The organism is Amycolatopsis ponsaeliensis, assembly GCF_030182635.1.
Classification (GTDB): Bacteria; Actinomycetota; Actinomycetes; order Mycobacteriales; family Pseudonocardiaceae; genus Amycolatopsis; species Amycolatopsis ponsaeliensis.
Window position 1 is genome coordinate 94,478 of record NZ_JAPZLD010000023.1, and the last position, 26,386, is coordinate 120,863.

The 26,386-nt window shown below is 71.0% G+C and carries 20 protein-coding genes; 17 read left to right on the top strand and 3 right to left on the bottom strand.

Translation table 11 applies throughout. The features are described from left to right. Nucleotide 1 precedes the first annotated feature (1 nt). Nucleotides 2-790, bottom strand: coding sequence for an SDR family oxidoreductase (locus QQ657_RS30950; RefSeq protein WP_284745794.1), 789 nt, complete (start codon nucleotides 788-790; stop codon nucleotides 2-4). Nucleotides 791-1,007: 217 nt separating this feature from the next. Here QQ657_RS30950 and QQ657_RS30955 point away from each other — a divergent pair, with 217 nt between their 5' ends. The 5 genes from QQ657_RS30955 to QQ657_RS30975 are packed head-to-tail and all read left to right on the top strand — an operon-like array spanning nucleotide 1,008 to nucleotide 12,700. Further along, a complete protein-coding gene (locus QQ657_RS30955) occupies nucleotides 1,008-6,725 on the top strand; it encodes a type I polyketide synthase (protein WP_284745795.1) in 5,718 nt (1,905 codons plus the stop codon). Then, a complete protein-coding gene (locus QQ657_RS30960; protein ID WP_434056798.1) occupies nucleotides 6,719-10,546 on the top strand; it encodes a beta-ketoacyl synthase N-terminal-like domain-containing protein in 3,828 nt (1,275 codons plus the stop codon). The genes QQ657_RS30955 and QQ657_RS30960 overlap by 7 nt, the downstream gene beginning before the upstream one ends. After that, nucleotides 10,543-10,833, top strand: coding sequence for an acyl carrier protein (locus tag QQ657_RS30965; protein ID WP_284745797.1), 291 nt, complete (start codon nucleotides 10,543-10,545; stop codon nucleotides 10,831-10,833). Before QQ657_RS30960 ends, QQ657_RS30965 begins: the two co-directional genes overlap by 4 nt. Then, on the top strand, nucleotides 10,821-11,597 hold the full coding sequence (locus tag QQ657_RS30970; RefSeq protein ID WP_284745798.1) for an alpha/beta fold hydrolase: 777 nt from the start codon (nucleotides 10,821-10,823) through the stop codon (nucleotides 11,595-11,597). The genes QQ657_RS30965 and QQ657_RS30970 overlap by 13 nt, the downstream gene beginning before the upstream one ends. Next, the gene (locus QQ657_RS30975) at nucleotides 11,594-12,700 is read left to right on the top strand and encodes a glycosyltransferase (RefSeq protein WP_284745799.1); all 1,107 of its coding nucleotides are present in this window, start codon (nucleotides 11,594-11,596) and stop codon (nucleotides 12,698-12,700) included. The genes QQ657_RS30970 and QQ657_RS30975 overlap by 4 nt, the downstream gene beginning before the upstream one ends. Before the next feature lie 100 nt (nucleotides 12,701-12,800). Here QQ657_RS30975 and QQ657_RS30980 read toward each other — a convergent pair whose 3' ends face one another. Next, on the bottom strand, nucleotides 12,801-13,634 hold the full coding sequence (locus QQ657_RS30980) for an ABC transporter permease (RefSeq protein ID WP_284745800.1): 834 nt from the start codon (nucleotides 13,632-13,634) through the stop codon (nucleotides 12,801-12,803). Beyond that, on the bottom strand, nucleotides 13,631-14,566 hold the full coding sequence (locus QQ657_RS30985) for an ATP-binding cassette domain-containing protein (protein ID WP_284745801.1): 936 nt from the start codon (nucleotides 14,564-14,566) through the stop codon (nucleotides 13,631-13,633). Before QQ657_RS30985 ends, QQ657_RS30980 begins: the two co-directional genes overlap by 4 nt. Before the next feature lie 254 nt (nucleotides 14,567-14,820). On the opposite strand from QQ657_RS30985, the gene QQ657_RS30990 reads away from it, so the two are divergent. From QQ657_RS30990 to QQ657_RS31045, 12 genes are all read left to right on the top strand, one after another. Then, nucleotides 14,821-16,377, top strand: a complete 1,557-nt coding sequence (locus QQ657_RS30990; protein WP_284745802.1) for a DUF6801 domain-containing protein — start codon at nucleotides 14,821-14,823, stop codon at nucleotides 16,375-16,377. Nucleotides 16,378-16,487: 110 nt separating this feature from the next. Further along, nucleotides 16,488-17,213, top strand: coding sequence for a hypothetical protein (locus QQ657_RS30995; protein ID WP_284745803.1), 726 nt, complete (start codon nucleotides 16,488-16,490; stop codon nucleotides 17,211-17,213). Further along, the gene (locus tag QQ657_RS31000) at nucleotides 17,210-17,995 is read left to right on the top strand and encodes an MlaE family ABC transporter permease (protein WP_155541429.1); all 786 of its coding nucleotides are present in this window, start codon (nucleotides 17,210-17,212) and stop codon (nucleotides 17,993-17,995) included. The genes QQ657_RS30995 and QQ657_RS31000 overlap by 4 nt, the downstream gene beginning before the upstream one ends. Next, on the top strand, nucleotides 17,996-18,811 hold the full coding sequence (locus QQ657_RS31005) for an MlaE family ABC transporter permease (protein ID WP_284745804.1): 816 nt from the start codon (nucleotides 17,996-17,998) through the stop codon (nucleotides 18,809-18,811). It abuts the gene before it with no gap. Beyond that, complete coding sequence (locus QQ657_RS31010; protein WP_284745805.1) at nucleotides 18,808-20,004, top strand: MCE family protein; 1,197 nt, start codon at nucleotides 18,808-18,810, stop codon at nucleotides 20,002-20,004. Before QQ657_RS31005 ends, QQ657_RS31010 begins: the two co-directional genes overlap by 4 nt. After that, on the top strand, nucleotides 20,001-21,017 hold the full coding sequence (locus tag QQ657_RS31015) for an MCE family protein (RefSeq protein ID WP_284745806.1): 1,017 nt from the start codon (nucleotides 20,001-20,003) through the stop codon (nucleotides 21,015-21,017). Before QQ657_RS31010 ends, QQ657_RS31015 begins: the two co-directional genes overlap by 4 nt. Beyond that, nucleotides 21,014-22,024 carry an MCE family protein gene (locus tag QQ657_RS31020; protein WP_284745807.1) on the top strand — a complete coding sequence of 337 codons (1,011 nt, stop codon included), beginning with the start codon at nucleotides 21,014-21,016 and terminating at the stop codon, nucleotides 22,022-22,024. Before QQ657_RS31015 ends, QQ657_RS31020 begins: the two co-directional genes overlap by 4 nt. Beyond that, the gene (locus QQ657_RS31025; protein WP_284745808.1) at nucleotides 22,024-23,022 is read left to right on the top strand and encodes an MCE family protein; all 999 of its coding nucleotides are present in this window, start codon (nucleotides 22,024-22,026) and stop codon (nucleotides 23,020-23,022) included. The genes QQ657_RS31020 and QQ657_RS31025 overlap by 1 nt, the downstream gene beginning before the upstream one ends. After that, nucleotides 23,019-23,990 (top strand): MCE family protein, encoded by a 972-nt coding sequence (locus QQ657_RS31030; protein ID WP_284745809.1) that lies wholly within the window; start codon nucleotides 23,019-23,021, stop codon nucleotides 23,988-23,990. The genes QQ657_RS31025 and QQ657_RS31030 overlap by 4 nt, the downstream gene beginning before the upstream one ends. Beyond that, a complete protein-coding gene (locus QQ657_RS31035; RefSeq protein ID WP_284745810.1) occupies nucleotides 23,990-25,096 on the top strand; it encodes an MlaD family protein in 1,107 nt (368 codons plus the stop codon). The genes QQ657_RS31030 and QQ657_RS31035 overlap by 1 nt, the downstream gene beginning before the upstream one ends. Continuing rightward, the gene (locus QQ657_RS31040; RefSeq protein WP_284745811.1) at nucleotides 25,093-25,590 is read left to right on the top strand and encodes an Rv1363c family protein; all 498 of its coding nucleotides are present in this window, start codon (nucleotides 25,093-25,095) and stop codon (nucleotides 25,588-25,590) included. The genes QQ657_RS31035 and QQ657_RS31040 overlap by 4 nt, the downstream gene beginning before the upstream one ends. Continuing rightward, nucleotides 25,587-26,168, top strand: coding sequence for a hypothetical protein (locus tag QQ657_RS31045; protein ID WP_284745812.1), 582 nt, complete (start codon nucleotides 25,587-25,589; stop codon nucleotides 26,166-26,168). The genes QQ657_RS31040 and QQ657_RS31045 overlap by 4 nt, the downstream gene beginning before the upstream one ends. The last annotated feature ends 218 nt before the right edge of the window (nucleotides 26,169-26,386 follow it).

The following is a 26,386-nucleotide window of genomic DNA, read 5'->3' on the forward strand; positions in this document are numbered from 1 at the left end:
GTCAGCCTCCCTGGACAGCCATCTCGTCGATCCACGCGTCGACCGCGCCCGCCTTGCGCACGAACGACTCCCGCACGCAGGCGTGCGGCAGGATCAGGAACTCTTCGGTGCCGAGGCCGCGCACGACCGCGTCGGCGACGTCCTCGGGTTCGAGCAGCGGCGCCGCCGCGGCGATCGCCAGCGCGGCCGGGTGACCGGCGGCGATGCCGGGTTCGAGCAGCGCCGTCCGGACGCCGAGCGGGCACAGCGCGCTGACCCGCACCCCGCGCGGCCGGTAGGTGATCGCCAGCCACTCGGCCAGGCCGACGGCGGCGTGCTTGGTGACCGAGTACGGCGCGTCGCCGGGGGTGCCGAGCAGCCCGGCGCCCGACGCCGTGATCAGCAGGTACCCTTCGCCGCGCGCGAGCATCGCGGGCAGCACGACCTGCGCGGCGTGGACGTGCTGCATGACGTTGATCTCCCACGACTTCGCCCACTGCTCGTCCGCCGCGTGGACGCCGGTGCCGAACGCCGCGCCCGCGTTGGCGCAGAACAGGTCCACCTCGCCGAACTCGGCGCGAGCGGCCGCGACCAGCGTCTTCAGGTCCTTTTTGGACGTCGCGTCGGCGGTCACGGCGACGGCGCGCCCGCCCGCGTCGGCGATCTCGTCCGCCACTCGTCCGGCGCCCGCGGCGTCGACATCGGACACGACCACCCCGGCCGCGCCCTCGGCGGCGAAGCGCCGCGCCATGGCGGCCCCGATTCCGTGTGCAGCGCCGGTCAGCACGACGACCCGTCCGGTCAGTTCCACGCGGGCTCCAGTAATTCGGGGTGGCATTGTCATCCACGTGCGAAAAATGTATTTCCTGATTGCTATGCAAGTGATAAAAGTGCTGGTCAGGACGTCAACTGCGAGCTATCTGACACTTTCGGAGCTTAGCACGAGTATTGCTTTCCACGTGCTCGGTACGTTATTCCTGGAATCGGTTCGGTGACGATCACCCACCCCGCTCACAGGAGGTCAGCCGATGGCCGAACTCGTCCCGCCGTCGCACGCCCGACGGCTGCGGTGCCCGGGCTTCGGCGACCCCGGCGTGGTCGCCGCGGTCGCGCGCGGCGGTGGCCTCGGCGTGCTCGACGGTGCCGATCCGGCCGCGCTGCGGCTGGTCGCGGCCGGGGTCCGGGTGCCGTACGGGGTGCGTACGGACGGTCCGCTCCCCGAGGGTGCGGCCTTCGCCGTCCGGACGAGAGCGCCTTGGACGGGGGCACTCGCCGAGGTCGCGGACGCCGCCATGGCGGCCGAGGCGGTGAACGGCGGCGCGCTCGGGCTGGTCGCGCGCGGTGGTGAGCTGAGCGATTTCGTTCTGCTGCAACAGCTCTTGACCGCCTTCGACGTTCCGGTGTGGGGAACCGCCGCCGGGCCGCGCACCGCGGTCGGTGCGCTCGCCGGCGGCGCGGCGGGCGTGGTGCTGCCGTCCGCGACGGAAGCCGGCGTGCGCCGGGTCATCGGCGCCGAAGTCCCCGCGGCAGGGTTGGGCACGCGCTTGTGCCGGACCCTGGGCAGCGCGCTCCCGGTCGTCCAAGGACCGATGACGCGGGTCAGCGACCAGCCGGGGTTCGCGGCCGCGGTCGCCGAAGCGGGCGGGTTCCCCTTCGTCGCGGTGGCCACGGCTAACGGCACGCGCACCACCGAGTTGCTCACGCGCACCGCCGAACGCCTCGGCGACCGGCCGTGGGGCGCGGGCATCCTCGGCTTCGTGCCCGACGACCTGCGCGTCGAGCAGCTCGCCGCGATCCGGGCCGCGCGGCCGCGGTGCGTGCTCGTCGCGGGCGGGAAACCGGGGCAGGTCAAGGCTTTGGAGGCCGAGGGGATCGCGACGTTCGTGCACGTCCCGTCGCCGATCCTGCTCGGCCAGTACCTCGACGCCGGGGTCCGCCGGTTCGTCTTCGAAGGCGCCGAATGCGGTGGGCACGTCGGTCCGCGACCGAGTTTCGAGCTGTGGGAGGAACAACTGGCCGTACTCGGCGCGACCGAGGACGTCGAGGTGCTGTTCGCGGGCGGGATCCACGACGCCCGGTCGGCCGCGATGGTCAGCGCGATGGCCGCGCCGCTCGACGCTGTCGGCGTCCTGATGGGTACCGCGTACCTCTTCACCGAAGAGGCGGTGACGCACGGCGCGATCACCGGGCTGTTCCAGGAACGCGCGCTCGCCGCTGAGGCGACCGTCACGCTCGAGACCGCGCCGGGTCATCGCACGCGGTGCCTGCCGAGTCCGTACACGGCCGAGTTCGAGCAGGTCAAGGCCGGTCTGCGTGACATACCCGCGCAGGAAGCGTGGCAGCGGCTGGAAGAGCTGAACACCGGACGGCTGCGTGTCGCGAGCAAGGGCGTCCGGCGCGACGGCGAACGGCTCGACGACGCCACCCAGCTCGCCGAGGGGATGTACATGGCCGGTCAGGTCGCCGTGCTGCGCGACCGCCGGACGACGATCGCCGACTTGCATGCCGACGTCACGTCCGGGAAAACCTTTGCTCGCGAGCCGGAAGCTGCTCCGGCACCGGACACAAAGGACATCGCCGTGATCGGCATGGCCTGCACGTTCCCGGGCGCTCCCGACCTCGAAGCGTTCTGGTCGAACGTCCTGCGCGGCGAGGACGCGGTCACCGAGGTCCCACCGGAACGCTGGGACCCGGAAGTCTACTTCGGACAGTCGACGTCGAAGTGGGGCGGGTTCCTGCCGCCGCTGGACGTCGACCCGCTCGACCACGGCATTCCGCCGTCGGCGATGGGCAGCATCGATCCCGCGCAGCTCGTGTCGCTGGAGACCGCGCGCCGGGCACTGGCCGACGCCGGGTACGGCGAGCGCGACTTCGACCGTGAGACCACGAGCGTCGTGTTCGGCGCGGAGGCGGGCGGCGACCTCGCCAATGCGGGCACGCTGCGGTCCCTGCTCGACGGCTACCTCGACGAGGTGCCGCCGGAGCTGTTGGCCCAACTGCCCGCGCCGACCGAGGACACGTTCCCCGGCACGCTGGCCAACGTCATCTCCGGCCGGATTGCCAACCGGCTCGACCTCGGCGGCGCGAACTACACGGTGGACGCCGCGTGCGGGTCGTCGCTGGCCGCGCTCGACCTCGCGGCGAAGGAGCTGCGTGCCGGGACGAGTTCGCTGGTGCTGTGCGGCGCGGTCGACCTGCACAACGGCATCCACGACTACCTGATGTTCACGTCGGCGGGGGCGTTGTCCCCGACGGGCCGCTGCCGCCCGTTCGACGCGGCGGCCGACGGCATCGCGCTGGGCGAGGGCGTCGCGTGCCTGGTGCTGAAGCGCCTGTCCGACGCCGAGCGCGACGGCGACCGGATCTACGCGGTGGTCAAGGGCGTGGGCGCGGCGAGCGACGGCAAGGCTTTGGGGTTGACCGCGCCGCGGCCGGAAGGTCAGCACCGGGCGCTGGAAAGGGCTTACCGGGACGCGGGAGTGTCCCCTGTGGACGTCGGGTTGGTGGAGGCGCACGGAACCGGCACGGTGGTCGGCGACGCGACCGAGCTGCGGACGTTGACGGGGTTCTTCACCGCGGCCGGTGCTTCGCCCGGTTCGTGCGTGCTCGGGTCGGTGAAGAGCCAGATCGGCCACACGAAGTGCGCGGCCGGGCTGGCGGGGCTGATCAAGGCGGCGCTGGCGCTGTGGCACGAGGTGGTGCCGCCGACGCTGCACTTGAGCCGGCCGAACGCGGCTTGGGATCCGGAGGCGAGCCCGTTCACGTTCACGACGACGGCCCGGCCATGGGCGGATCCGGCCCGGCTGGCGGGGGTCAGCGCGTTCGGCTTCGGCGGGACGAACTTCCACGCGGTGCTGGGGGCGGGACCGGTGGCCCCGGACCGTCGGCACGGACTGCGGGACTGGCCCGTCGACGCTGAAGAGCTCCTTCATAGTGTCCGGAAGAGCGGCGCGGAACCAGGCAAGGTCGCCTTTCTCTTCCCCGGCCAAGGCAGCCAGCGCACCGGCATGCTCGCCGAACTCTTCGTGCACTTCCCCGAACTCGCTGATCTCCTCAAGCTCGCCCCCGACATCGCCGCGAAAGCGTTTCCCCCCAACGCCTTCGACGCCGACACCGCCGAGGCGCAAGAACGAGCCCTCACCGACACCCGCGCCGCCCAACCGGCCCTCGGGCTGGTCGAGACCGCCGTCGCGAGGCTGCTGCAGCAAGTCGGCGTCGAGCCGGCCTTCCTCGCCGGGCACAGCTACGGTGAGCTCGTCGCCCTCTCCGTCGCCGGTGCCTTCGATACCGAGACTCTCCTCCGACTGAGCCGGGCCCGCGCGGAAGCCATCGCCGACACAGCCCGGCCCGGCACCATGGCCGCGGTCAGGGCCCAGCGGGACCACCTCACCCCGACCCTCATCGGCCCGGATGTCGTGATCGCCAACCACAACGCGCCCGAACAGGTCGTCCTTTCCGGACCCACCGCGGCCATCGAACGCGCGATCCGGCGGCTGCGCGAGACCGGTGTCGCGGCCCGGCGGATCCCGGTCGCGTGCGCCTTCCACAGCCCGCTGGTCGCCGAAGCGGGAGACGTCTTCGCACGAGAACTCGCCCAAGAGTCCATTGGGGCCCCGCAGCGAACCGTGTGGTCCAACCGCACCGCGAAGCCTTACGAAGGTGACGTCAAAGAAGAACTCGCAGCCCAGATCGGCGCCCCCGTCCGGTTCCTCGACCAGATCGAAGCCATGTACGACGCCGGCGCGCGGACGTTCGTCGAAGTCGGGCCGGGCCGGGTGCTCACCCGGCTGGTCGGGGAGATCCTCGGCGACCGGCCGCACACCGTCGTCGCATGCGGGCCCGATCTCAAGGCCTTCCTCACCGCCCTGCGCACCCTCGCGCGAGCCGGTGTCGACGTCCGCACCGATCGCCTGCGACGGACCAAACCTCCCGCGCCGTCCCCGACCGCCTGGGCCGTCGACGGACGCTCCGCCCGCGCGCCCGGCGCCGCGACCCCCGCCCTGCCCCCGGCCCGACGAATCCGGAGTTCCGCCATGACCCAGCCCGCTCCCGGCCGCGACCAGGCGGTCGTCGACTTCCTGCGCACCACCCGCGAACTCGTGGTCGCCCAGCGGGAGGTCATGCTCGGCTACCTCGGCAGTGCCCCCGCACCCGTCGTGATCCACGAACCCGAACCGCAACCAGAACGGGAACCACAGCCCGAGACGACCGAAGCCGACGTCCGCGGCACGGTGATCGGCGTGATCAGCGAACGCACCGGCTACCCGGCCGAGATGATCGCCGGTGACCTCGATCTCGAAGCCGACCTCTCGATCGACTCGATCAAGCGCACCGAGATCGCGGGCACGCTGCTCTCCCGGCTGGGGCTCCCGGCCGACGACCGCACCGACCAGCTCAGCCGCGACCGGACCGCCGACGCGCTGGCCGCGCACCTGGAGAGCTGGCTGAACCCCGTCCCGGCGGCCGTCGCGCCCACCCGCTACCGGCTCGACCGGGTGCCCGTCCCGCTGGACCCGGATCCCGGGCGGCTGCGGGGGAAGACCGTGGCGGTGCCGGACGACGCCGTCGGAGCCGCGTTCGCCGCGGCCGGGGCGGAGGTCGTCACCGGGGACGCGGACCTCACCGTGCTGCTCGCCCGGGACCTGACGGACGTGTTCGCCCAGCTCAAGGCGGTGCGGGGGACCGTCCTCGTGGCGGCGGAGCCGGACGCCGTGCCCGGGCTGCGCGGCCTGGTGCGCTCGGCCGCGCTGGAACGCGACGGCGTCACCCGGCTCGTCGAAGACACCCAAGACTTCGCGAAGGTGCTGGTCGACGAAGCTCTCAGCGACGGCCCGGCGGTGGTCGGTCACGACGACGCCGGCCGCTTCACGATCGAGCCGCGGCCCGCGGACCTCGGGGCGATCGCGTACTCGGGGGCCGGGCCGGGCGGAGGTGAGCTGGCCGCGCTCGGCCTCGGCCCGGACTCCGTCGTCCTGCTGATCGGCGGGGCCCGCGGGATCGCCGCCCACACGGCCGTCGCGCTCGCCGCGTCCGGCTGCCGGATCGAGCTGGCCGGCCGCACGGCGTGGCCCGGTCAGCCGGACGACCTGCCCGAAGACCCCACCGCGATGCGCGCGGTGCTGGCCGGGCGCGGTGGCCCGGTCGCCGACATCGAACGCCGCGTGCGGATCGTGCTGGCCCAGCGTGAAATCGGGCGCACCCTCGACGAGATCCGCACCGCGGGCGGGAAGGCGGGGTACACGTCACTCGACGTGCGCGACCCGGACGCCGTGCGCCGCCTCGTCAAGAACCTGCCGGGCCGGCTCGACGGGGTCGTCTTCGCGGCCGGCGTGATCGACGACAAGCTCATGGCCGACAAGGACGAAGAGTCGTTCCGGACCGTCTACGAGACCAAAGTGGACGGTGCGCGAACCCTGCTTGACGCACTCGAAGCCGAACCCGGGTTCGTCACGTTCTTCGGCAGCATCGCCGCCGTGCTCGGCAACCGCGGCCAGACCGACTACGCCGCCGCGAACGACGCCCTGGAGGCACTGGCGGCGAGCTGGCCCGGCCGGGCCGTGACCGTCCACTGGGGACCGTGGGCGCCCGCGGACGACCACAGCGGCATGGTGTCACCGGAGCTCGCGCGCGAGTACGAACGCCGTGACGTCGGCCTGCTCGACCCGGCCGAGGGCACCGCCGCCCTGCTGCGCGAACTCGCCTACGGCACCGACCGCGCGGTCCTGTACACGGCGTCGCTGTGGTGAGCCAGGAGCCGGTCGCGATCGTCGGCATGGGCGTGTTCCTGCCCGGCGCGTCCACAGTGGACCAGTACTGGCGGAACCTCGCCGAGGGCGTCGACGCCGTCACCGAGATCCCGCCGCACCGCCGCGACCCGGCGTTCCACGGCCACGACGCCACCGCGCCGGACCGGACCCACGGCCACCGCGGCGGGTTCGCGCCCGACACGCTCGCCTTCGACCCGGTCGCCCACGGCGTCCCGCCGACGTCGCTCGAAGGCACCGAGCCCGACCAGCTGACGGCGCTGGCCGTCGCCGTGGCCGCGGTCGACGACGCGGGCGGTCTCGGCCGGCTCGGCGACCCCGAACGCATCGGGGTCGTGCTCGGCCGCGGCGGCTACCTCTCGCCGGGGCTGCGGGGCTTCGACCAGCGCGTCCGCACCGTCCGGCAGATCACCCGCACGGTCGGCGAACTCCTACCGTCGGCGGGGCCGGACGTCCTCGACCGGCTGCGGACGGCGCTGCTGGAGCCCCTCGGCGAGTTCCGGCCGGAGAGCGCGGCCGGGCTCGTGCCGAACCTCGCCGCGGCCCGCGTCGCGAACCGGCTCGACCTCGGCGGGCCGGCGTACACAGTGGACGCCGCCTGCGCGTCTTCACTGGTCGCGGTCGACCAGGCGATCGGCGAGCTGACCCGGCACCGCTGCGATGTCGTGCTGGCCGGGGGTACCCACCAGACGCACGACGACACGCTCTGGTCGCTGTTCACCCAGCTCGGCGCGCTGTCGCCGAGCCAGCGGATCAGCCCGCTCTCGCGGGAGGCGGACGGCATGCTCATCGGCGAGGGCACCGCGCTCGTCGTGCTCAAGCGGCTGGCCGACGCGCGGCGTGACGGCGACCGCGTGTACGCCGTGATCCGTGGCAGCGGCACGTCGAGCGACGGGCGCGGCGCGAGCCTGCTCAGCCCGTCCGTCGCCGGACAGACGCTCGCGCTGCGGCGGGCCTGGGACGGGCTCGACCCGGCGGAGATCGGCCTGCTCGAAGCCCACGGCACGGCCACGCCCGCCGGGGACGCCGCCGAGCTGACCACCGTCGCCGACGTCTTCGGTCAGGCCGACGGGGCGCGGTCGGTGATCGGCTCGGTCAAGTCGATGATCGGGCACACGCTGCCGACGGCCGGGGTCGCCGGGCTGGCCAAGGTGGCGCTCGCGCTGCACCACGGGGTGCTGCCGCCGACGCTCAACTGCGCCGACCCGAACCCGCTGCTCGACAAGACCCGGTTCCGGGTGCTGGCCGAGGCCGAGCCGTGGGGCACGCTCCCGCGCGTCGGAGCGGTCAACGCGTTCGGCTTCGGCGGCGTCAACGCGCACGTCGTGCTGGAGGCCGGGGATCCGGTGCCGAAGCGGCGGGTGCGCGTCGAGGAGCCGGAACGCGTGCTGCGGCTGGCCGCGAACACCCCTGGCGAACTCCTGGACCGGCTCGACCGGCCGGAGGAGAGCGACGGCCCCTGCCGGATCGGGATCGTCGGCCCGGACGAGCGCAAGCTGGCCACGGCCCGGAGGGTGCTCACGAAGGTGGCGGCCGAGGGCCGGTCGTGGCACGGCGGCGGCGACATCTGGTGCTCGGTCGATCCCTTGCTGCCGAACGGGAAGATCGCCTTCGTCCACCCGGGACTGGAGGCCGGCGCCGAGCCGCGCATCGACGACGTGGCGAAGCACTTCGGACTCAACTGTCCACAGTGGTCCACAGCGAGCGTGCTCGACCGCGCGGCGAGCGTGTCGGCGACCGGGCTGGTGCTGGACGAAGCCTTGCGGCGGCTGGCGATCCGGCCCGACGCGCTGACCGGGCACAGCGTCGGCGAGTGGACCGCGATGCAGGCCGCCGGGATGTACCGGGCGGAGCCGGGCCTCCTCGAGCACTACTGGCCCGACGGGTTCGAGCTGCCCGACGCGGACTACCTGGTGCTGGGTTGCTCAGCAGAACGGGTGGCCGAGCTGCTCCCCGGCGACCTCGTGGTCTCCCATGAGAACGCCGCCCGCCAGACGATCGTGTGCGGCCCGCCCGACGCCGTCGCGAAGTTCGCCGAGACCTGCCGTGGCCTGGGGATCGTGGCCCGGACGCTGCCGTTCCGGTCCGGCTTCCACACTCCGCTGATGCGCCCGCACCTCGCGCCGTTCGCGCGGCTCGTCGCGGAGCTGGACCTGCGCGAGCCAGTGTTGCCGGTGTGGTCGGCGACGACCGCGCGGCCCTACCCGGCCGATCCGGACGCGGTCCGCGAGCTCTACCTCGTGCACCTGATCCGCCCGGTCCGGTTCCGGGAGCTGACCGAAGCACTGCACGACGCCGGGTTCCGCGCGTTCGTGCAGGTCGGCGCCGGACAGCTCGGCTCGTACGTCACTGACACGCTGGGCGAACGTCGGCACCTGGTCGTCGCGGCCGCGTCCGGCACCCGGTCCGGGCTCGCCCAGTTGCGCCGCGTCGCGACCGCGTTGTGGACCGAAGGCGGGAACCCGGACTTCGGGGCCCTGGAGCCACGGCAGATCCGGCTCGTCACCGGGAACTCCCTGCTGTCGCTGGGAGATTCGGCTCGCGGGTTGCTCGACGACCACGCGCTGCCAGCCGGGGTGCCGGACGCGATCGTCGCCGAGTTCACCGCGCTGCTCACCGAGACCCGCCGGACCGCGGCGGACGTCGTCGCCGCAGCCGCGAGCCGGTGCGTCGAGTCCACTGTGGATGTGTCCCTGACCGCGATGCCGTACCTGCGCGACCACCGGTTCTTCCGACAGCGCGAAGACTGGCCAGACGAGTCCGACTTCCGGCCGGTGGTGCCGGCGACGACGCTGGTGGACCTCGCCTGCCGGGCCGTCGAGCGCACGTGGCCGGGCACGACGGCGGTCGCGGTGCGGGACGCCGTGTTCTCCCGATGGCTGATTGCTTCGCCGGCGCAGCGGGTGCCGTTGTCGATGAGCCGCGAGGGCGACCGCGTGAGTGTCGAGATCGGACCGTACGCGCTGCTCACCGTCGAGCTGGGAACGTTCGCTCCGCCGCCGTCTCCGGCCGGGGTGCCCGGCCCGGAGACGACACCACCGCTGACCGCGGAGGAGATCTACGCGCAGCGCGAAATGTTCCACGGCCCGGCGTACCGGGGTCTGTCCCGGCTGACCGGCCTCGGCGAGCGGCACATCCGCGGCGAGCTGGTCGTCCCGGACGCGCCCGGTGGGCTGCTCGACAACGTCGGCCAGCTGCTCGGGTGCTGGCTGATGGCCGCCCGCTCCGACGGCCTGCTCGCGTTCCCCCGGTCGATCGGCCGGCTCACCTGGCACGGGCCGGAACCGGTGCCCGGCACCCGTGTCTCATGCCTCATCCGCGTCCGGCTGCCCCGGCCCGACGTGCTCGAGATGGACGCCGAATTGGTGCGCGACGGCCGTGTACTGGCGAGCATCGAGGGCTGGCGGGACGTCCGGTTCCCCTGCGATCGCGCGGCCCACCGCGTCTACGCCTTCCCAGATCGGCACCAGCTCGCGGAACGGCGGGACGACGGCTCGGTCGCGGTCACCGACCGCTGGCCGACGGTCGCCGCGCGGGACATCTACGCCGGCATCTACCTCAGCGCCGAGGAACGCGCCGAGTTCGCCGCCGTGCCCCCGCGGCGAGCTCGCGGCTGGCTGCTGGAGCGCATCGCGGCGAAGGACGCCGTCCGGGTCCGGCTCGCCGAACCCGTCTACCCGGCGGAGATCCGCGTCCACGACGACGGCCGGGTGTCCGGGCGCGGCCGCGAACTCCCGGACTTCGCCGTCACGGTCGAGCTGACCGGCGACACCGCCATCGCACACGTCAGGAGCACGTCATGACCATCGACCACGCGTCCGCCGTCTTCGACATCGTCGCCGAGCTGCTCGCCGAGCTCGTCGGCGACGCCGAGGTGCTCGGCACCGAGATCACGCCCGGCACGACGTTCCACGAGGACCTGCAGCTGGAGAGCATCGACCTGGTGACCTTCGCGAGCATCCTCACCGAGCACTTCGGCGCCGAGGTCAACCTCGCCGAGTACCTGGCGGAGCAGGACCTCGACGACGTCATCGGGCTCACCGTCGGCGACATCGCCCGGTTCGTGGGGGAGCGCACGTGCCCACGATGACCGTGAACGGGCTGCGCACCAACGTGCAGCTCGTGCCCGCCGGCGGCACCGAGACCGTGGTGTTCCTGCACGGCATGGGCACCGACAGCCTGGCGAGCTTCTACCTCACGCTGGCCCCGCCGGTGGCCGCCGCCGGCATCGACGTCATCAGCTACGACCTGCGCGGGCACGGCAAGACCGAGCGGCCGGTGCGGGGCTACACGCTCGGGGACTTCGTCGCCGACCTCGACGACCTGCTGAAGCAGCTCGACGTCGACCGGCCGGTGCACCTGGTGGGCAACAGCTTCGGCGGGACCCTCGCCTACAGCTACGCCGTGGCCAATCCTTCACGTGTCCGCAGCATCGTGTGCATCGAGAGTGAACCCGCGACCGAGGTGTGGGCGGGCAAGATGGCGGAGATCCTCGCGTACACCGTGAAGTTCCTGCAGGTGGAGGAGAGCTTCGACTGGATCGAGGCGAACTTCAGCGCCCACCACCGGCGCCTCGCGAAGATGGCAGCGGAGCGGATCACGTCGACGAAGATGGCCGAGGAGGTGCCGCTCGGGCCGTTGCTCACGTGGGAGCAGGTGGCGGCGATCGGCTGCCCGGTACTGTCCATTTTGGGCAGTCACGGCTACCAGGCCGACGACCTCGAAGCGCTGACGTCGCTGCTGCCGCACGGCGAGCTGCACGTGTTCGAGGGGCAGGGGCACTCGGTGCTGGTGGAGCAGCACCGAGAGGTACGCGAGCTGGTGCTGCGCTGGATCGAGCGGCACGCGGCGTGAGGTTCCTGCTGGTCGTGCCGCCGCTGGCCGGGCACGTGGCGCCGTTGCGCGGAGTGGCTTCGGTGCTTGAGGCGCGGGGTCATTCCGTGGCGTGGTGCGGTCCCGAGCCGGAAGTGTCCACTTTGGTCTCCGGACGCGTCTTCCCGGCAGGGGACTCCGCACCGTTTTCGTTGGCGTTGCGGCCACCCGGGCTGCGCGGGTTCGCCGCGTTGAAGTACTTGTGGGAGGAGTACCTGGTTCCGCTGGCGGACGAGATGGTTCCGGGTGTCCTGTCGGCTGTCACTTCGTTCGCGCCCGACGTGGTCGTGGTGGACCAGCAGGCGATGGCGGGAGCGCTGGTGGCCGAGCGGTGCGGGCTGCCGTGGGCGACGTCGGCGTCGACGTCCACCGAACTGGCGGATCCGCTGCGGGCGTTGCCGAAGATCGCGTCCTGGGTGGACGAGCTGCAGGCGGGACTGCGGGCTCGTCACGGCGTGCTGCTCGGGGACTTGCGGTTCTCACCGCACCTGGTGCTGGCGTTCACGACGCGGGCGCTGGCCGGCCCGTCTCGCCTCGCGGCTCCGGTGGCTTACGTCGGTCCGGCGCTGCCGGCCGCTTCGGGTGAGTGGTCTCTTGTGGACGATCGGCCCCTGGTCGTGGTGACGCTGGGGACGTCGAACGCTTCGGCGGGGTCACGGTTCCTCGCCGAGAGCGTGGACGCGCTGGCCGGGATGCCGTCCGTGCAGGGGCTCGTCGTGGACCCCGCTGGCTACTTGATCAGTGAAAGCGTCGGGCTGGCGCGCCGGATCCCGCAGGTGACGGTGTTCGCCCGCGCGTCGGTGGTGGTGTGCCACGGCGGTCACAACACGGTGTGCGAGGCATTGGCGGCCGGAGTGCCGCTGGTGGTGGCCCCGATCCGCGACGACCAGTCGATGCTGGCCCAGCAAGTGACGGCGGCTGGGGCTGGGGTTCGGATCCGGTTCGACCGCGCGAAGGCGGCGGACATCCGCAAGGCGATCGAGTCGGCCGAGACATTCCGGCCCGGCGCAGCGAGGATCCGCGAGTCGTTCGCCGCGGCCGGCGGGGCAGAAGAGGCCGCGACCCACCTGGAATCCCTCGTTTGAACCCGCGACTCGCGTGATCAGAGCCGTAACTCGCGTGATTGAAGCCGGAACTCGCGAGTTCCGGCTTCAATCACGCCAATCACGTCACTGATCACGTGAGTTACGTGCGGGCTCGGAAGGTGCGGGCCGCCAACGAAGAGCCCGCCACCGCTGCCACCGCGGCGATCGCCAGCGCTGCTGCCACGGACCAGCCGATCGGGCGGGCCAAGGCCAGCGCGCGGGTCGCGTCGATCGCGTACGTCAGCGGGTTCACCGCCGAGACCGCGCGAACCCACGTCGGCATCGTGTCCAGCGGCATGTACGCGCTGGAGGAGAACATCAGCGGGAACATCACCACGAACGACGCCGCCTGGAGCGTCTCGGCCTTGCGCAGCCACGTCGTGATCGCGACGAACACCCAGCTCAGGCACCAGCCGACCACCATCGTCAGCAGCAAAGCGAGCGCGAGTCCCGGCACCCCGCCCGCCGGCCGGAAGCCCAGGAAGACCACGCTGGCCAAAGCCGTCACCACCAGCTGGACACCCAGCCGCGCCGAGTCGGCCATGGTCCGGGCCACCAGCACCGAGAACAGCGAGATCGGCAGGCACCGCAGCCGTCCGGTGAAGCCGCCGTAGATCTCCGCCAGCAGGCCCGCGCCGGAGCTCATCGCCGTCGTCATGGCGATGTTGACCAGCGTCGCCGGCACCAGGAAGTTCACGTAACCCTGGTACGCCGCGACGCCGGGCAGCGCCCCGACGCCGCTGAACACCTGGCTGAACAACAGAAGCAGCACCACCGGCTGCAACAGTCCGAAGAAGACCAGCCGCCGGTCGCCGAACGCCGTGCGCAGCGACCGGGCCGCCAGCACGCGGACCTGTGTCCAGAAGCCGGATTCGGGCCAGGCCGCCGGGTCCGCGAGGGCGGCCATCGCCGCGCGGTGCCGGGCCTGTGTCACGACGCCACCGCCGTCCGGTGCAGCGAAAGGTAGACGTCGTCGAGCGTCGGCTCGGTCACCGTCAGGTCCCGCAGCGGCGCGCCGGCCGCGTCGAGCGCGCGCACCAGCACCGGGATGTCGCCCGGCCCGCTCAGCGGCGCCGAAAGCACCAGGCCGGTGCGGCCCGCCGCGAGCCCGAGGCGGGAGAGGGCGTCCACCGCGCGCTGCAACGCCAGTTCGGTGCCGAACGTCAGCGTCGCCGTCCGGTTGCCGAGCCGTGCTTTGAGCTGCGACGGCGTCCCCGACACGGTGATGTGGCCGAAGCCGAGGACGACGACGTGGTCGGCCAGCCGGTCGGCCTCCTCGAGGTACTGCGTGGTCAGCACGACGGTCGTGCCCCGCGCCGCGAGGCCTTCGACGACCGACCACAGCCCGGACCGGCTGACCGGGTCGAGGCCGGTGGTGGGCTCGTCGAGGAACAGCACCTGCGGCGCGCCGACCAGGCCCGCGGCCAGGTCGAGCCGCCGTCGCATCCCGCCGGAGTAGGTGCCGGCCGGGCGGTCCGCCGCGTCTTCCAGGCCGAACGACGCGATCAGTTCGGCGGCCCGCGCCTGCGCCTGCCGCGGTCTCGCGCCCAGCAGTCGCGCGATCAGCACGAGGTTGCCGCGGCCGGACAGGGCGTCGTCGACCGCGGCGAACTGCCCGGTCACCCCGATCCGCCGCCGGACCGCGCGGCCGCGCTGCACGACGTCGTAACCGCAGACGCGGGCGGTGCCGGCGCTCGGCCGGACGCGCGTGCTGAGGATGTCGATCAGCGTCGTCTTCCCGGCGCCGTTGTGGCCGAGGACCGCCAGCACCGCGCCGCGGGCGACGCTGAGGCTGATCCCGGCGAGCGCGGTGACTTCGCCGTACCGCTTCGCGAGGTCAGTCACGGCGATGACCGGCTGGTTCATGGCCGCTCCTTTCCCTGCCCGGAAAAAAGGTATCCGGACCCGGTGGTGACGAGCAAGAAGATGGCCGCCATTCGCCGTGCGCGTGACAATTTTCGCGGGCGCCGATCGTCCGCGAGTGACAACCGCTGACCTGCGTGACCCTTCGCGGAGAGGGCGATCCCCTGCGCGTGACAAAGAATTCGGGGCCGCTTGTTAACCCGGTTTTACGGAGGTACTTTTCGCTGAAATTCCCCCATTCCCCGAGGTGACGCGCCGTGAAGTTTTCGTGGAAGTCGAGAAAGCCCGCCTACGGCCTTGCGGTCGCGACCGTCGCGGGCATCGCGGCGACCGTCGCGCTGGTCGGGGCGGGGCCGACCCAGGCCGCACCGGTGAGCCTGACGCTGAACTACAACTGCCCGTTCCCGCTGATCGGCGACCAGGTCCTGGCGGTCAAGATCGACACGAACCTGCCCGACGACGCCGTCGCGGGCGCGTCGTCGACCCCGATCACGTTCGACGTCGACGTCACCGTGCCGGAGACCGCGACCGAGGGCCTGGCGCTGGTCGGGTCCACGTCGCTGGACGGTTCGGCGAAGGCCGCGGCCCAGCTCAAGTACCCGGTCGACAAGACGCTGAACTTGAACCTGCCGCTGACGATCGCGTCGACGCCGGTGCCGCCGTCGGGCGCGTTCCACGTCAAGAGCAGCGGCAAGGCGCCGGCGGTGACGTTCCCCAGCCCGGGCACCGCGTCGGTGACGGTCGGGAACTTCAGCACCACGATGACCCCGCGCACCGCGGACGGCCAGCCGACCGACCTCGGCACGTTCACCTCGGACTGCGTCGCCGTGCCGGGCCAGAACCAGCTGCTGGGCACGTTCGAGGTCAAGCAGGCGGGCGGCACCACGACGCCGACCACGCCGACGACCCCGACCACGCCCACCACACCGACGACCGAGCCGACGACGCCGACCACGGAACCGACGACTCCCACGACCGAGCCCACCACTCCGACCACGGAGCCGACCACCCCGACCACGGAGCCCACGACTCCGACGACGGAGCCGACGACTCCCACCACCGAGCCGACGACTCCGACGACCGAGCCGACGACGCCCACCACGGAGCCCACGACTCCGACCACTGAGCCGACAACGCCGACGACCGAGCCGACCACTCCGACGACGGAGCCGACCACCCCGACCACTGAGCCGACGACCCCGACGACGGAGCCCACGACTCCGACGACGGAACCGACGACCCCCACTACCGAGCCCACGACGCCCACCACGGAACCGACGACAACCCAGCCGACCACGCCGCCGGGCGGCATCGACGTCAAGTACTCGGTCAAGGGCAAGTCGACTCTCAAGCAGCTGCACGCCACACTGCCGCTCGGGCCGGGCAGCCTCGACGCCAAGCTCGACGCGGCGTCCGGCAAGTTCGGGGCCCGGCTCGCGCTGCCGAAGTCCGATGTGGACTTCCGGGTGCTCGGCTTCATCCCGGCGTCCGCGACGGTGAAGCTCGTCCAGGTCGGCGCGATCAACGGCACGCTCACCGGCGGGGCGGTCAAGGCGAACGCGCAGGTGGACGTCCAGCTCACCAAGGTCCGCGTGTTCGGGTTCCCGATCCTCTCGTCGACCTCCTGCCACACGGTGAAGCCGGCCGACGTCCCGCTCGCCTCGGCGTCCGGGTTCGACCCGCTCAAGGGCGGCAAGCTGACCGCGACGTACGGCATCCCGCAGTTCACCGGCTGCGGGTTCCTCACCGGCCTGATCACCGGCATCACGTCCGGCCCTGGCAACAAGTTGGAGATCACGCTCACCAGGAAGTGAAGTCGTGACGCGGAAACGCAGACCCGCGTGACAAGAATGAGAAAACCCTTGTGCAGCAACGAGAATCGTCAGTAGCTTCGGAAAGGATCGCCTTCGATGAGGAAGTCCGAATGTCGCTGCTGACCCGGTTCTCGCTGCCGCTGGTACTCGTGCTGGTGGCGTTCTCGCTCGGTGCCGCGGAAGCGGCGCCGAGCGAGACGGCGGCCCAGCCGCAAGCGGCCACGCAGATACCCTTCGGGTTCACCCTCGGGGACGCCCGGCAGCCGACCACGAGCCACGTGGCCAAGCTCGGTTCCGACATAGCCTTCCCGCCGGGCACCTTCGACGGCGCGCTGGGTGGTCTCACGAACACCGTGCCCATCACCGGAAAGCTGAGCATCCCGCCGACGGACGGGTACTTCGTGGCGTTCCGGTTCATGGCCACCACCGGCCGGGTCGAGATCATCCCGGACGGCGACGCCACGGGAACGGCGACGGTGCACACGGGCAAGGACAAGGACTGCAAGGCCACGCAGACGAACATCTGCGCCGACACGGACGTGACCGCGAAGGTGTTCATCAAGCTCTCGGACGTGAAAGTGGGCGGCAAGACCCTCGACGTCGGGCCGGACTGCCGGACGGCCCAGCCCGCCGCGGTGACCATCAAGGCGCTGGTGCCGATCTCGCTGCCGGCCCCGCCGGTGAAGGTGACCTCCACCTTCACCGCGCCTCCGTTCGCCGGGTGCGTCGGGCACGAGGACCTGAGCCGGTTGCTCACCGGCCTGGTTTCGGGGCCGGGCAACACCTTCGTCTCGAACCTCCAGTTGCGCTGCTTCAGCACCGGGTGCAAGGCATGACGATCCAAGTGCAGCAACGGGCCGCGAACGGCCTGCGCGAGTTCGGCCGCATGTGCGCGATGGGCCTCGACATCATCCTCGCGATGTTCCGCCGCCCGTACCAGGTGCGCGAGTTCGTCCAGCAGTTCTGGTTCATCGCCAGCGTGTCCATCGCGCCGGCGATCCTCGTCTCGATCCCGTTCGGCGCGGTCATCTCCCTGCAGCTCGGCTCGCTCACCAGCCAGATCGGCGCCCAGCAGTTCAACGGCGCGGCGAGCGTGCTGGCCGTCGTGCAGCAGGCGAGCCCGATCGTGACGACACTGATCATCGCCGGTGCGGGCGGCAGCGCGATCTGTGCCGACCTCGGTGCGCGCAGCATCCGCGAGGAGATCGACGCGATGGAGGTGCTGGGCGTCTCGGCGATCCAGCGCCTGGTCGTGCCGCGGGTGCAGGCCGCGGTCTGCGCGTCCGTGCTGCTCAACGGCCTGGTCAGCGTGGTCGGCGTGCTCGGTGGCTACTTCTTCAACGTGATCATCCAGGGCGGCACGCCCGGCGCGTACCTGGCCAGCTTCAACGCCCTCGCGCAGCTGCCGGACCTCGTCGTCAGCTCGGTGAAGGCGGTGATCTTCGGCTACCTCGCCGGAGTCGTCGCGTCCTACCGCGGCCTGAACCCCAAGGGCGGCCCCAAAGGCGTCGGCGACGTCGTCAACCAGTCCGTCGTCATCACGTTCCTGCTGCTGTTCTTCGTCAACACCGTGCTCACCGCCCTGTACCTGCAACTCGTTCCGGCGAAGGGGACCTGAGTGGCCATCCTCGGCAAACCCGGCGACCGGCTGTTCGACCTCGGCGACCAGCTGCTGTTCTACGTCCGCGCGCTCGCGGCCGTCCCGCTCGCGGTGACGCGCTACTTCCGTGAAGTGGTGCGGCTGCTGGCCGAGGTGACGTTCGGCAGCGGCGCGCTCGCGGTGATCGGCGGCACGATCGGCGTGATGGTCGGGCTGTGCGTGTTCACGGGTGTCACGGTGGGCCTGCAAGGGTTCAGCGCTTTGAACCAGATCAACATCTCCGCGATGACGGGGTTCCTCACCGCGTACTTCAACACCCGCGAGATCGCACCGCTCGTCGCGGGGCTCGCACTTTCGTCCACTGTGGGCAGTGGGTTCACCGCGCAGCTCGGCGCGATGCGGATCTCCGAGGAGATCGACGCGCTCGAGGTGATGGCCGTGCGGAGCATGCCCTACCTGGTCACCACCCGGATCATCGCCGGGTTCATCGCGATCATCCCGCTCTACGTCGTCGGGCTGCTGATCTCTTACCTCGGCTCGCGGCTCACCACGGTCGTCTTCTTCGGACAGTCCGGCGGCACCTACGACCACTACTTCACGCTGTTCCTGCCGCCGGGTGACGTGCTCTGGTCGTTCGGCAAGGTGCTCGTCTTCAGCGTCGGCGTGATCCTGACGCACTGTTTCTACGGCTACCGCGCCTCGGGTGGCCCGGCCGGCGTCGGCGTGGCGGTGGGCCGGGCGGTGCGGACGTCGATCGTGCTGATCAGCGTGCTCGACCTGTTCCTGTCCCTGGCCATCTGGGGCGCGACGACCACGGTGAAGGTGTCGGGATGAGCCGGTTCGGCACGCAGCTCGCCGGGGTCGCGTTCCTCGGTGTGCTTGTCCTGCTCGGCTATCTCGCGATCGCCATCTACGACAAGGACTTCGACGACTCCGAAGTGGTGACGCTGCAAGCGGATCGCGTCGGCAACCAGCTCGCGCCGACGGCCGAGGTGAAGGTCAAGGGCGTGCCGTTCGGCGAGGTCCGGGCGGTGCGCAGCACGCGCACCGGCGCCGAGATCGACCTGGCGCTCGACCCGGCGAGGATCGGGACGCTGCCCGAGAACGTCTCCGCGCGGCTCCTGCCGAAGACGGTGTTCGGCGAGCGGTACGTCAACCTCGTCCTGCCCGACCTGCCACGCGGCTCGCTGCGCGCGGGAGACGTCATCGCGCAGGACCGCTCGTCGAGCGCGATCGAGCTGGAACGCGTCCTCGGCGACCTGCTGCCGCTGCTGCGGGCGGTCCAGCCGCAGAAGCTGAACAGCTCGCTCGGCGCGATTTCGCAGGCCCTCGACCACCGCGGGCAGCCGATCGGCGAAAGCATCGTCAAGCTGCAGGACCTCCTGGCCCAGGTGAACCCGCTGATGCCGCAGTTCAAGGCGGACATCACCGGGCTGGCGAACGCGGCCGACGTCTACACGACCGCCGCACCGGACATCCTGCAGGCGCTGACCGACCTCTCGACCACCGCGAAGACCATTGTGGACACCCGCGCGGACCTCGACAACCTCTACTCGAGCGTCACCAGCGCGACCGGGCACCTGAACGACTTCCTGCGGAAGAACAAGGACAACATCATCGGCGTCTCGGTGGAAAGCCGGCCGTCGCTGGAGCTGCTTTCCCGATACTCGCCGGAGTTCCCTTGCCTGTTCGACGCCGTCAACCGGCTCAAGCCGCTGATGGAGAAGGCACTCGGCAAGGGCACGAACGAACCGGGCCTGCACGTGACGCTCACCGTGCGGGACCCGCGCGAGAAGTACGTTCCCGGCCGCGACACCCCGCGGTTCGACGCCACGGGCGGGCCGAAGTGCTACGGCGGCGGCGCGGCGGCCTCGGGCGCCACCGACGGTGACCTCGGCCCGGCCAACTCGCCCGGCGAACGGCAGCTCGTCGCGGAGTTGCTGAAGCCCACGCTGGGGGACGTGCCGGACTGGAGCAGTGTCCTGATCGGACCGGCGTTGCGCGGGACGGAGGTGACCGTCCGATGAGGAGCGTCGCCGGTCCCGCGATCAAGGGCCTGATCTTCTTCCTGGTCACCGCGGTCGCCACCGGGATCCTCGCGATCACCATCGCCAACTCCAGCGTCGGCGCCACCATCGGCTACACGGCCCGGTTCACCGACGCCACCTCGGTCAACCCCGGCGACGAGGTCCGCATGGCCGGCGTCCGGATCGGCCAGGTCGACGAGGTGCACGTCGTCGAACACCGGCTGGCCGACGTCGCGTTCTCCGTCGACCGCACGCACCGGCTCACGGCCTCGGCCTCGGTCACCATCCGCTACCGCAACCTCGTCGGCCAGCGGTACCTCTCGGTCGACCCGGGCGCCACCGACACGTCGCCGACCCTCGGCGAAGACGCGCAGATCCCTCTCGAGCGGACCACGCCCGCGCTCGACCTCACCGCGTTGTTCAACGGGTTCAAACCGCTCTTCCAAGCACTGTCGCCGAACGACGTCAACCAGCTGTCGTTCGAGATCATCCAGGTCCTGCAAGGCGAGGGCAGCACGATCGAAAGCCTGTTGCGGCACACGGCGTCACTGACGTCCACCTTGGCCGGAAAGGACGCCGTGATCGGGCAGGTGATCGGCAACCTCAACACTGTGCTCGACACCGTGAACGCCCAAGGCGACCAGTTCGACGCACTCGTCGACACGACCGCGCAGCTGGTCACCGGCCTGGCCGCGGACGCGAAGCCGATCGGCCAGGCGATCGGCGGGCTCGGCGAGCTGACCACCGCCACCGCCGGGCTGCTGGAACAAGGACGTCAGCCGCTCAAGGACAGCATCACCGCCCTCGGCGACCTCTCGAAGAACCTGGCCGACAACACCCCGGTGTTCCAGCAGTTCCTCGACAACCTGCCGAAGAAGCTCGACCGCATCGGCACGCTGTTCTCCTACGGCTCGTGGGCGAACTTCTACCTCTGCTCGGTGGAGACCGACGCGAAACCCGCGCCGGGCGGACAAGTTCCAGGCATCCCCGTGACCGCTGAGAGGTGCCGATGAAACCGCCCCGCATCAAGCCGTTCCGCAGCCGCAACCCGATCGTCGTCGGCGCGGTGACCGCACTCGTCATGGTGCTGGCCGGCAGCGCCACCTTCTTCTCCGACGACCTGCCGATCCTCGGCGGCGGAACCACCTACAAGGCCGAATTCCACGAGGCCGCCGGGCTGAAGCCGAACGACGAGGTCCGCGTCGCCGGGGTGAAGGTCGGCGAGGTCACCGACGTGCGGCTGGCCGGCGACCACGTCGAGGTGCTGTTCCGGGTCAAGGACACCTGGATCGGCAACCGGACCACGGCGGCGATCAAGATCAAGACACTGCTCGGCCAGAAGAACCTCGTGCTCGACCCGGTCGGCAACGGCGAGCTGAACCCGGACCAGCCGATCCCGCCCGAGCGGACGAGCTCGCCCTACGACGTCACCGAGGTGTTCAACGACCTGGCGAGCACGGTCGGGGCGATCGACACGAACCAGCTCGCACAGGCGTTCCGGGTCCTGTCCGACACGCTCGGCGCGTCGGCCCCCCAGGACGTGCGCACCGCGTTCGACGGCGTCGCCGCCTTGTCGCAAACGCTTGCGTCCCGCGACGACGAACTGGTCAAGCTGTTCCAGAACACCAACCAGGTGTCCAAGACACTCGGCGAGCGCTCCGATCAGATCCAGGCGCTGATCCGCGACGGCAACACGCTGCTCACCGAGCTGAACGCCCGCAAGGACGCGATCGCGTCACTGTTCAGCGGGGTCAAGAACCTCTCGATCCAGCTGCGCGGGCTCGTCGCGGACAACCAGAAGACGCTCGGCCCGGCGCTCGACCAGCTCGACCGCGTCGCGACCGTGCTGCAGCAGAACCAGGGGAAGCTGGCGGACAGCCTGCGCCTGGCCGGCCCGTTCTACCGGCTGCTCGGCAACGCCGTCGGCAACGGCCGGTGGATCGACACCTACATCTGCGGGCTCATCCCCACCGGCACCACACCGGGCAGCTGCCTGCCGCCGAAGAACGGGGGACGCTGATGGCGCACCAGCTCATCGACCTGGGAGCGCAGGCGCGCCGGCGGACGAGACTGCGGGCGCTCGCGCTCGGCGTGCTGCTCGCTTTGACCGTCACGGCGGTGTGGCCGCTCGCGACCGCCCCGGCCGAACGCACGCTGACCGCGTACTTCGCCGCCGCCGTCGGCGTCTACCCGAACTCGGACGTCCGCGTCCTCGGCGTCGCCATCGGGTCGGTGTCCAAAGTGGAACCGAATGGCACCGACGTCAAGGTGACCATGACGCTGCATCCGGACGTCCAGCTGCCCGCGGACGCCGGGGCCGTCGTGATCACGCCGAGTCTCGTCGCCGACCGGTACGTGCAGATCACGCCCGTCTACCAGGGCGGGCCGCAGCTGGCCGACGGCGCGTCGATCCCGCGGGAGCGCACCGCGACCCCGGTCGAGGTCGACGACCTCCTGCACAGCCTCAACCAGCTGATGACGGCGCTCGGCCCGCAGGGCGCCAACAAGGACGGCGCGGTCAGCGAGGTGCTGACCAAGTCCGCCGAGTACCTGAACGGCAACGGGCAGACCATCGGCACGGCGATCAAGAACCTCGGCGAGTTCGCGCGTGCCGCGAGCGACTCCAAAGACGACCTGTTCGGTTCCGTCGACAACATCAGCAAGTTCACCGCGATGCTCGCCGCCAACGACGGCCAGGTGAAGCAGGCCATTTCGCAGATCGCGTCGCTCAGCAAGGTCCTGGCCGACCAGCGCGACCAGTTCTCCGGCGCGCTGACCGAGCTGACCCAGGCGCTGGGCGTCGTGCAGGGGTTCATCAAGGACAACCGCGGCAAGGTGCAGTCCAACGTGGACAAGCTCGCCGACGTCACGAAGGTGCTGGTGGACCAGAAGGACTCGCTCGCCGAGGCCCTCCAAGCGGCCCCGAACGCCCTGACGAACCTGCTGGGTGCCTACGACAAGGCGAACGGGACCATCGACGGCCGCGGCAACCTCCTCGAGTTCCCGGAGCCGAAATGAAGTCCCTGATCAAGGTCGCCGCCGTGGTGACGCTCGCGCTGGTCACCACCGGCTGCGGACGCGGGGTGAGCGTCTACGACATCCCGCTGCCCGGCGGCGCCGCGCTCGGCGACCACCCGATCCACGTCACCGCGAGCTTCACGAACGTCCTCGACCTGGTGCCGCAGTCCGGGGTCAAGGTCAACGACGTCCCGGTCGGGCAGGTCGTCAAGGTCGAACTGGCGCCCGACGGGCACAGCGCGCGCGTCGACCTGCTGGTCAACGGTGACGTCGACCTGCCGGGCAACGCCGTCGCGCGGCTGCGTCAGGCCAGCATCCTCGGTGAGAAGTTCGTCGAGCTGGCCCCGCCGGACGACGCGACGCCGTCGGGCCGGCTCCTCGACGGCGCGGCGATCCCGCTGGACCGGTCCACTTTGACGCCCGAGATCGAGGAGGTCTTCGGCGCGTTGTCGCTGCTGCTCAACGGCGGCGGGGTGGCGCAGATCCAGAACATCAGCCACCAGCTCAACGAAGCCCTCGGCGGCCGCGAAACCGCGGCGCGCAGCCTGCTGTCCAGTTTGGACGCCTTCGTGAAGGGCCTCGACGAGCATCGGACCGAGATCACGCGGGCTATCGAGAGCGTCAACAAGCTCGCGGAGACGCTCAACGCGCACACCGACCAGATCACCACGACACTCAACGGCCTGACACCCGGCATCGGTGTCCTCAACCAGCAGCGGGAAGCGCTGGTCGGCATGCTCAAGTCCCTCGACGGCCTGACTTCGGTCGCCGTCGACACCGTGAACGAGAGCAAGGACGACCTCGTCGCGGACCTCAAGGCCCTCGAACCGCTGCTGCGGCGGCTGGCCGACTCCGGGGACAAGCTGCCGAAGGCGATGGAGATGATCTTCACCTTCCCGTTCCCGGACGCCGCGCTCGACACGATCCGCGGCGACTACCTCAACGGGTTTCTCAAGGTGGGCCACTGATGCTGACCCGGTTCGTGCGCGTCCAGGTGACCCTCTTCGTCGTCATCGCCGTGCTCGGCGTCGCCTACGTCGGAGCCACCTACGCGGGCCTCGACAAGGTGTTCTTCGACCGCGGGTACACCGTGAAAGCGCAGTTCCCGACCGGCGGCGGCATCTTCACCAACGCCGAGGTCACCTACCGCGGCGTGCCGATCGGCCGCGTCGGCGAGCTGCGGTTGACCCCGGCCGGGATGGAGGCGGACCTCGAGATCGACTCCGGCACCGCGCCGGTCCCGGCCGACACCGAAGCCGTCGTCGCCGACCGGTCGGCGATCGGTGAGCAGTACGTCGACCTGCGGCCGCGCACGGACGGCGGGCCGAAGCTGCGGGACGGGTCGGTGATCACCCAAGCCGACACGAAGATCCCGCTGCCGGTCGACGTCGTCTTGTCGACAGTGGACTCGTTCGCCAATTCGGTGCCGAAGCCCGCCCTGCGCACGGTCGTCGACGAGCTGTACAACGCGACGTCCGACGCCGGCCCGGCGCTCGACCAGCTCGTCGGCCGCGGCATCGAGTTCGTGCAGGCGGCGAGCGCGCACGTGGCGCCACTGACCCGGTTCGTCACCGACGCGCACGTCGTGCTCGACACCCAAGTGCAGCAGGCCGACGCGATCCGCAGCTTCGGCGCCAATGCGAAACTCCTGGCCTCGACGTTGAAGCAGGCCGACGGCGACCTGCGCACGCTCATCCCGGCGGTGCCCGCGGCGGCGAACGAGGTCGGCGCACTGATCCGCGACTCCGGACCGCAGCTGGGCGTCCTGCTCGCCAACCTGCTGACCACCGCGGACGTCCTCGAAGCGCGCCAGAGCGGACTGCGGCAGCTGCTGATCACCGCACCGGAGGCGGTCGCCGCGGGCAGCGCGGTCGTGCGGCCGGACGGCGCACACTTCGGGTTGTCGCTGACGTTCTTCGACCCGCCGCCGTGCACCACCGGGTACACGACGCCGTATCACGACGGCCTCGACACGTCGACCCGTCCGCTGAACACGGCCGCGCGGTGTGCGCTGCCGAGGGGCGATCCGACGAACGTGCGGGGTTCGCAGAACGCACCGGGAGGACGGCCGTGAGGATCTTCGCGTGGGTGGCCGCGGTCTTGGCGACCGTCGCGGCGGGCTGGTCGGGGTTCACCTGGTGGCAGGCGGCGCACGACGACGGCGTCGCGCGCGCGGTCGTCCGGGAGGATGCGCTGCAGGCGGGCCGGACCGCCGTCGCCGGGCTGACCACTTTGGACTACCGGCAGGCGGCACCGGGGTACCAGCACTGGCTCGAGCTGTCGGGCGGCGCGCTGCACGACGAGCTGGCCGCCGATCGCCAGGGCAGCCTCGACCGGATCGCGCAGGCGAAGACCGTCACCGCCGGCAAGGTGACCGACGCGGCGGTGACCGAAGTGGACACCGGCGCGGGCACGGCGAAGCTGATCGCGTCGGTCGAGCTGGTGGTGGCGCCCGAAGGCGGCGACGCCGTGACGAAACGCAACCGGTTCCGGGCCGACCTGACGCGCGGCCCCGAAGGCTGGCGGGTCACCGGGCTGGGCCAGGTCCCGACGGGGGAGGCGCCATGACCACGCCGACGAAGAAGCGCCTGGCGAAGGTGGCCGGTCGGCACCACGACCCGGCACCTGTCGAGACACCGGTCGTGACACCTCGTCGCCGGGCGCCGTGGGTGCTCGCCGCGGTCGCGGTCGTGATGGCGGTGCTCGCCGGGTGGTTCACGCTCGAAGCGAGGAGCACGAACGCCGTCGTCGCGCACAACACCGCGCTTTCCGATGTCGCGGGCACCGCGGACGCCGGGAAACAGATCAGCGCCGCGCTCGGCACGCTGTTCTCCTACCGCTACGACGACCCGGGCAGGAACGAACAGGCGGCGAAAGAACTCCTCACCGGCCCCGCGCTGGCGCAGTACGGGCAGCTCTTCGGCGAGGTCCGGAAGCTCGCGGCCGACCAGAAACTCGTGGTCACGTCGACCGCCGTCGCATCCGGGGTGAAACTCCTGGACGGCGACCGCGCGGCACTGCTGGTGTTCCTCGACCAGACCGGAACCCGAGGCGACGGGCAGCACAGCACCGGTGCCGCTCAGTTGAGCGTCACGGCCGAGCGCGTGGGCGGGAAGTGGCGGGTCACGGGGATGTCCGCCGCGTGACTATCACGGTGACCACAGGCGTTGCCCGTGACGCAGTGAACGGAGTGACAAAGTATTTCCGCGCATTCCCGGTTCGTTGACAGGGATTCAACGGGGGAAATACGGTGAATCACCGGTCCGCCGCGAGAAATGCGCGAGGAATCCATGCTCACGAGTGCTGAACGTCTGTCTGCTTCGGACACGAGTGGATACGCAGTGCCGGCCGTCGATATCGTCGA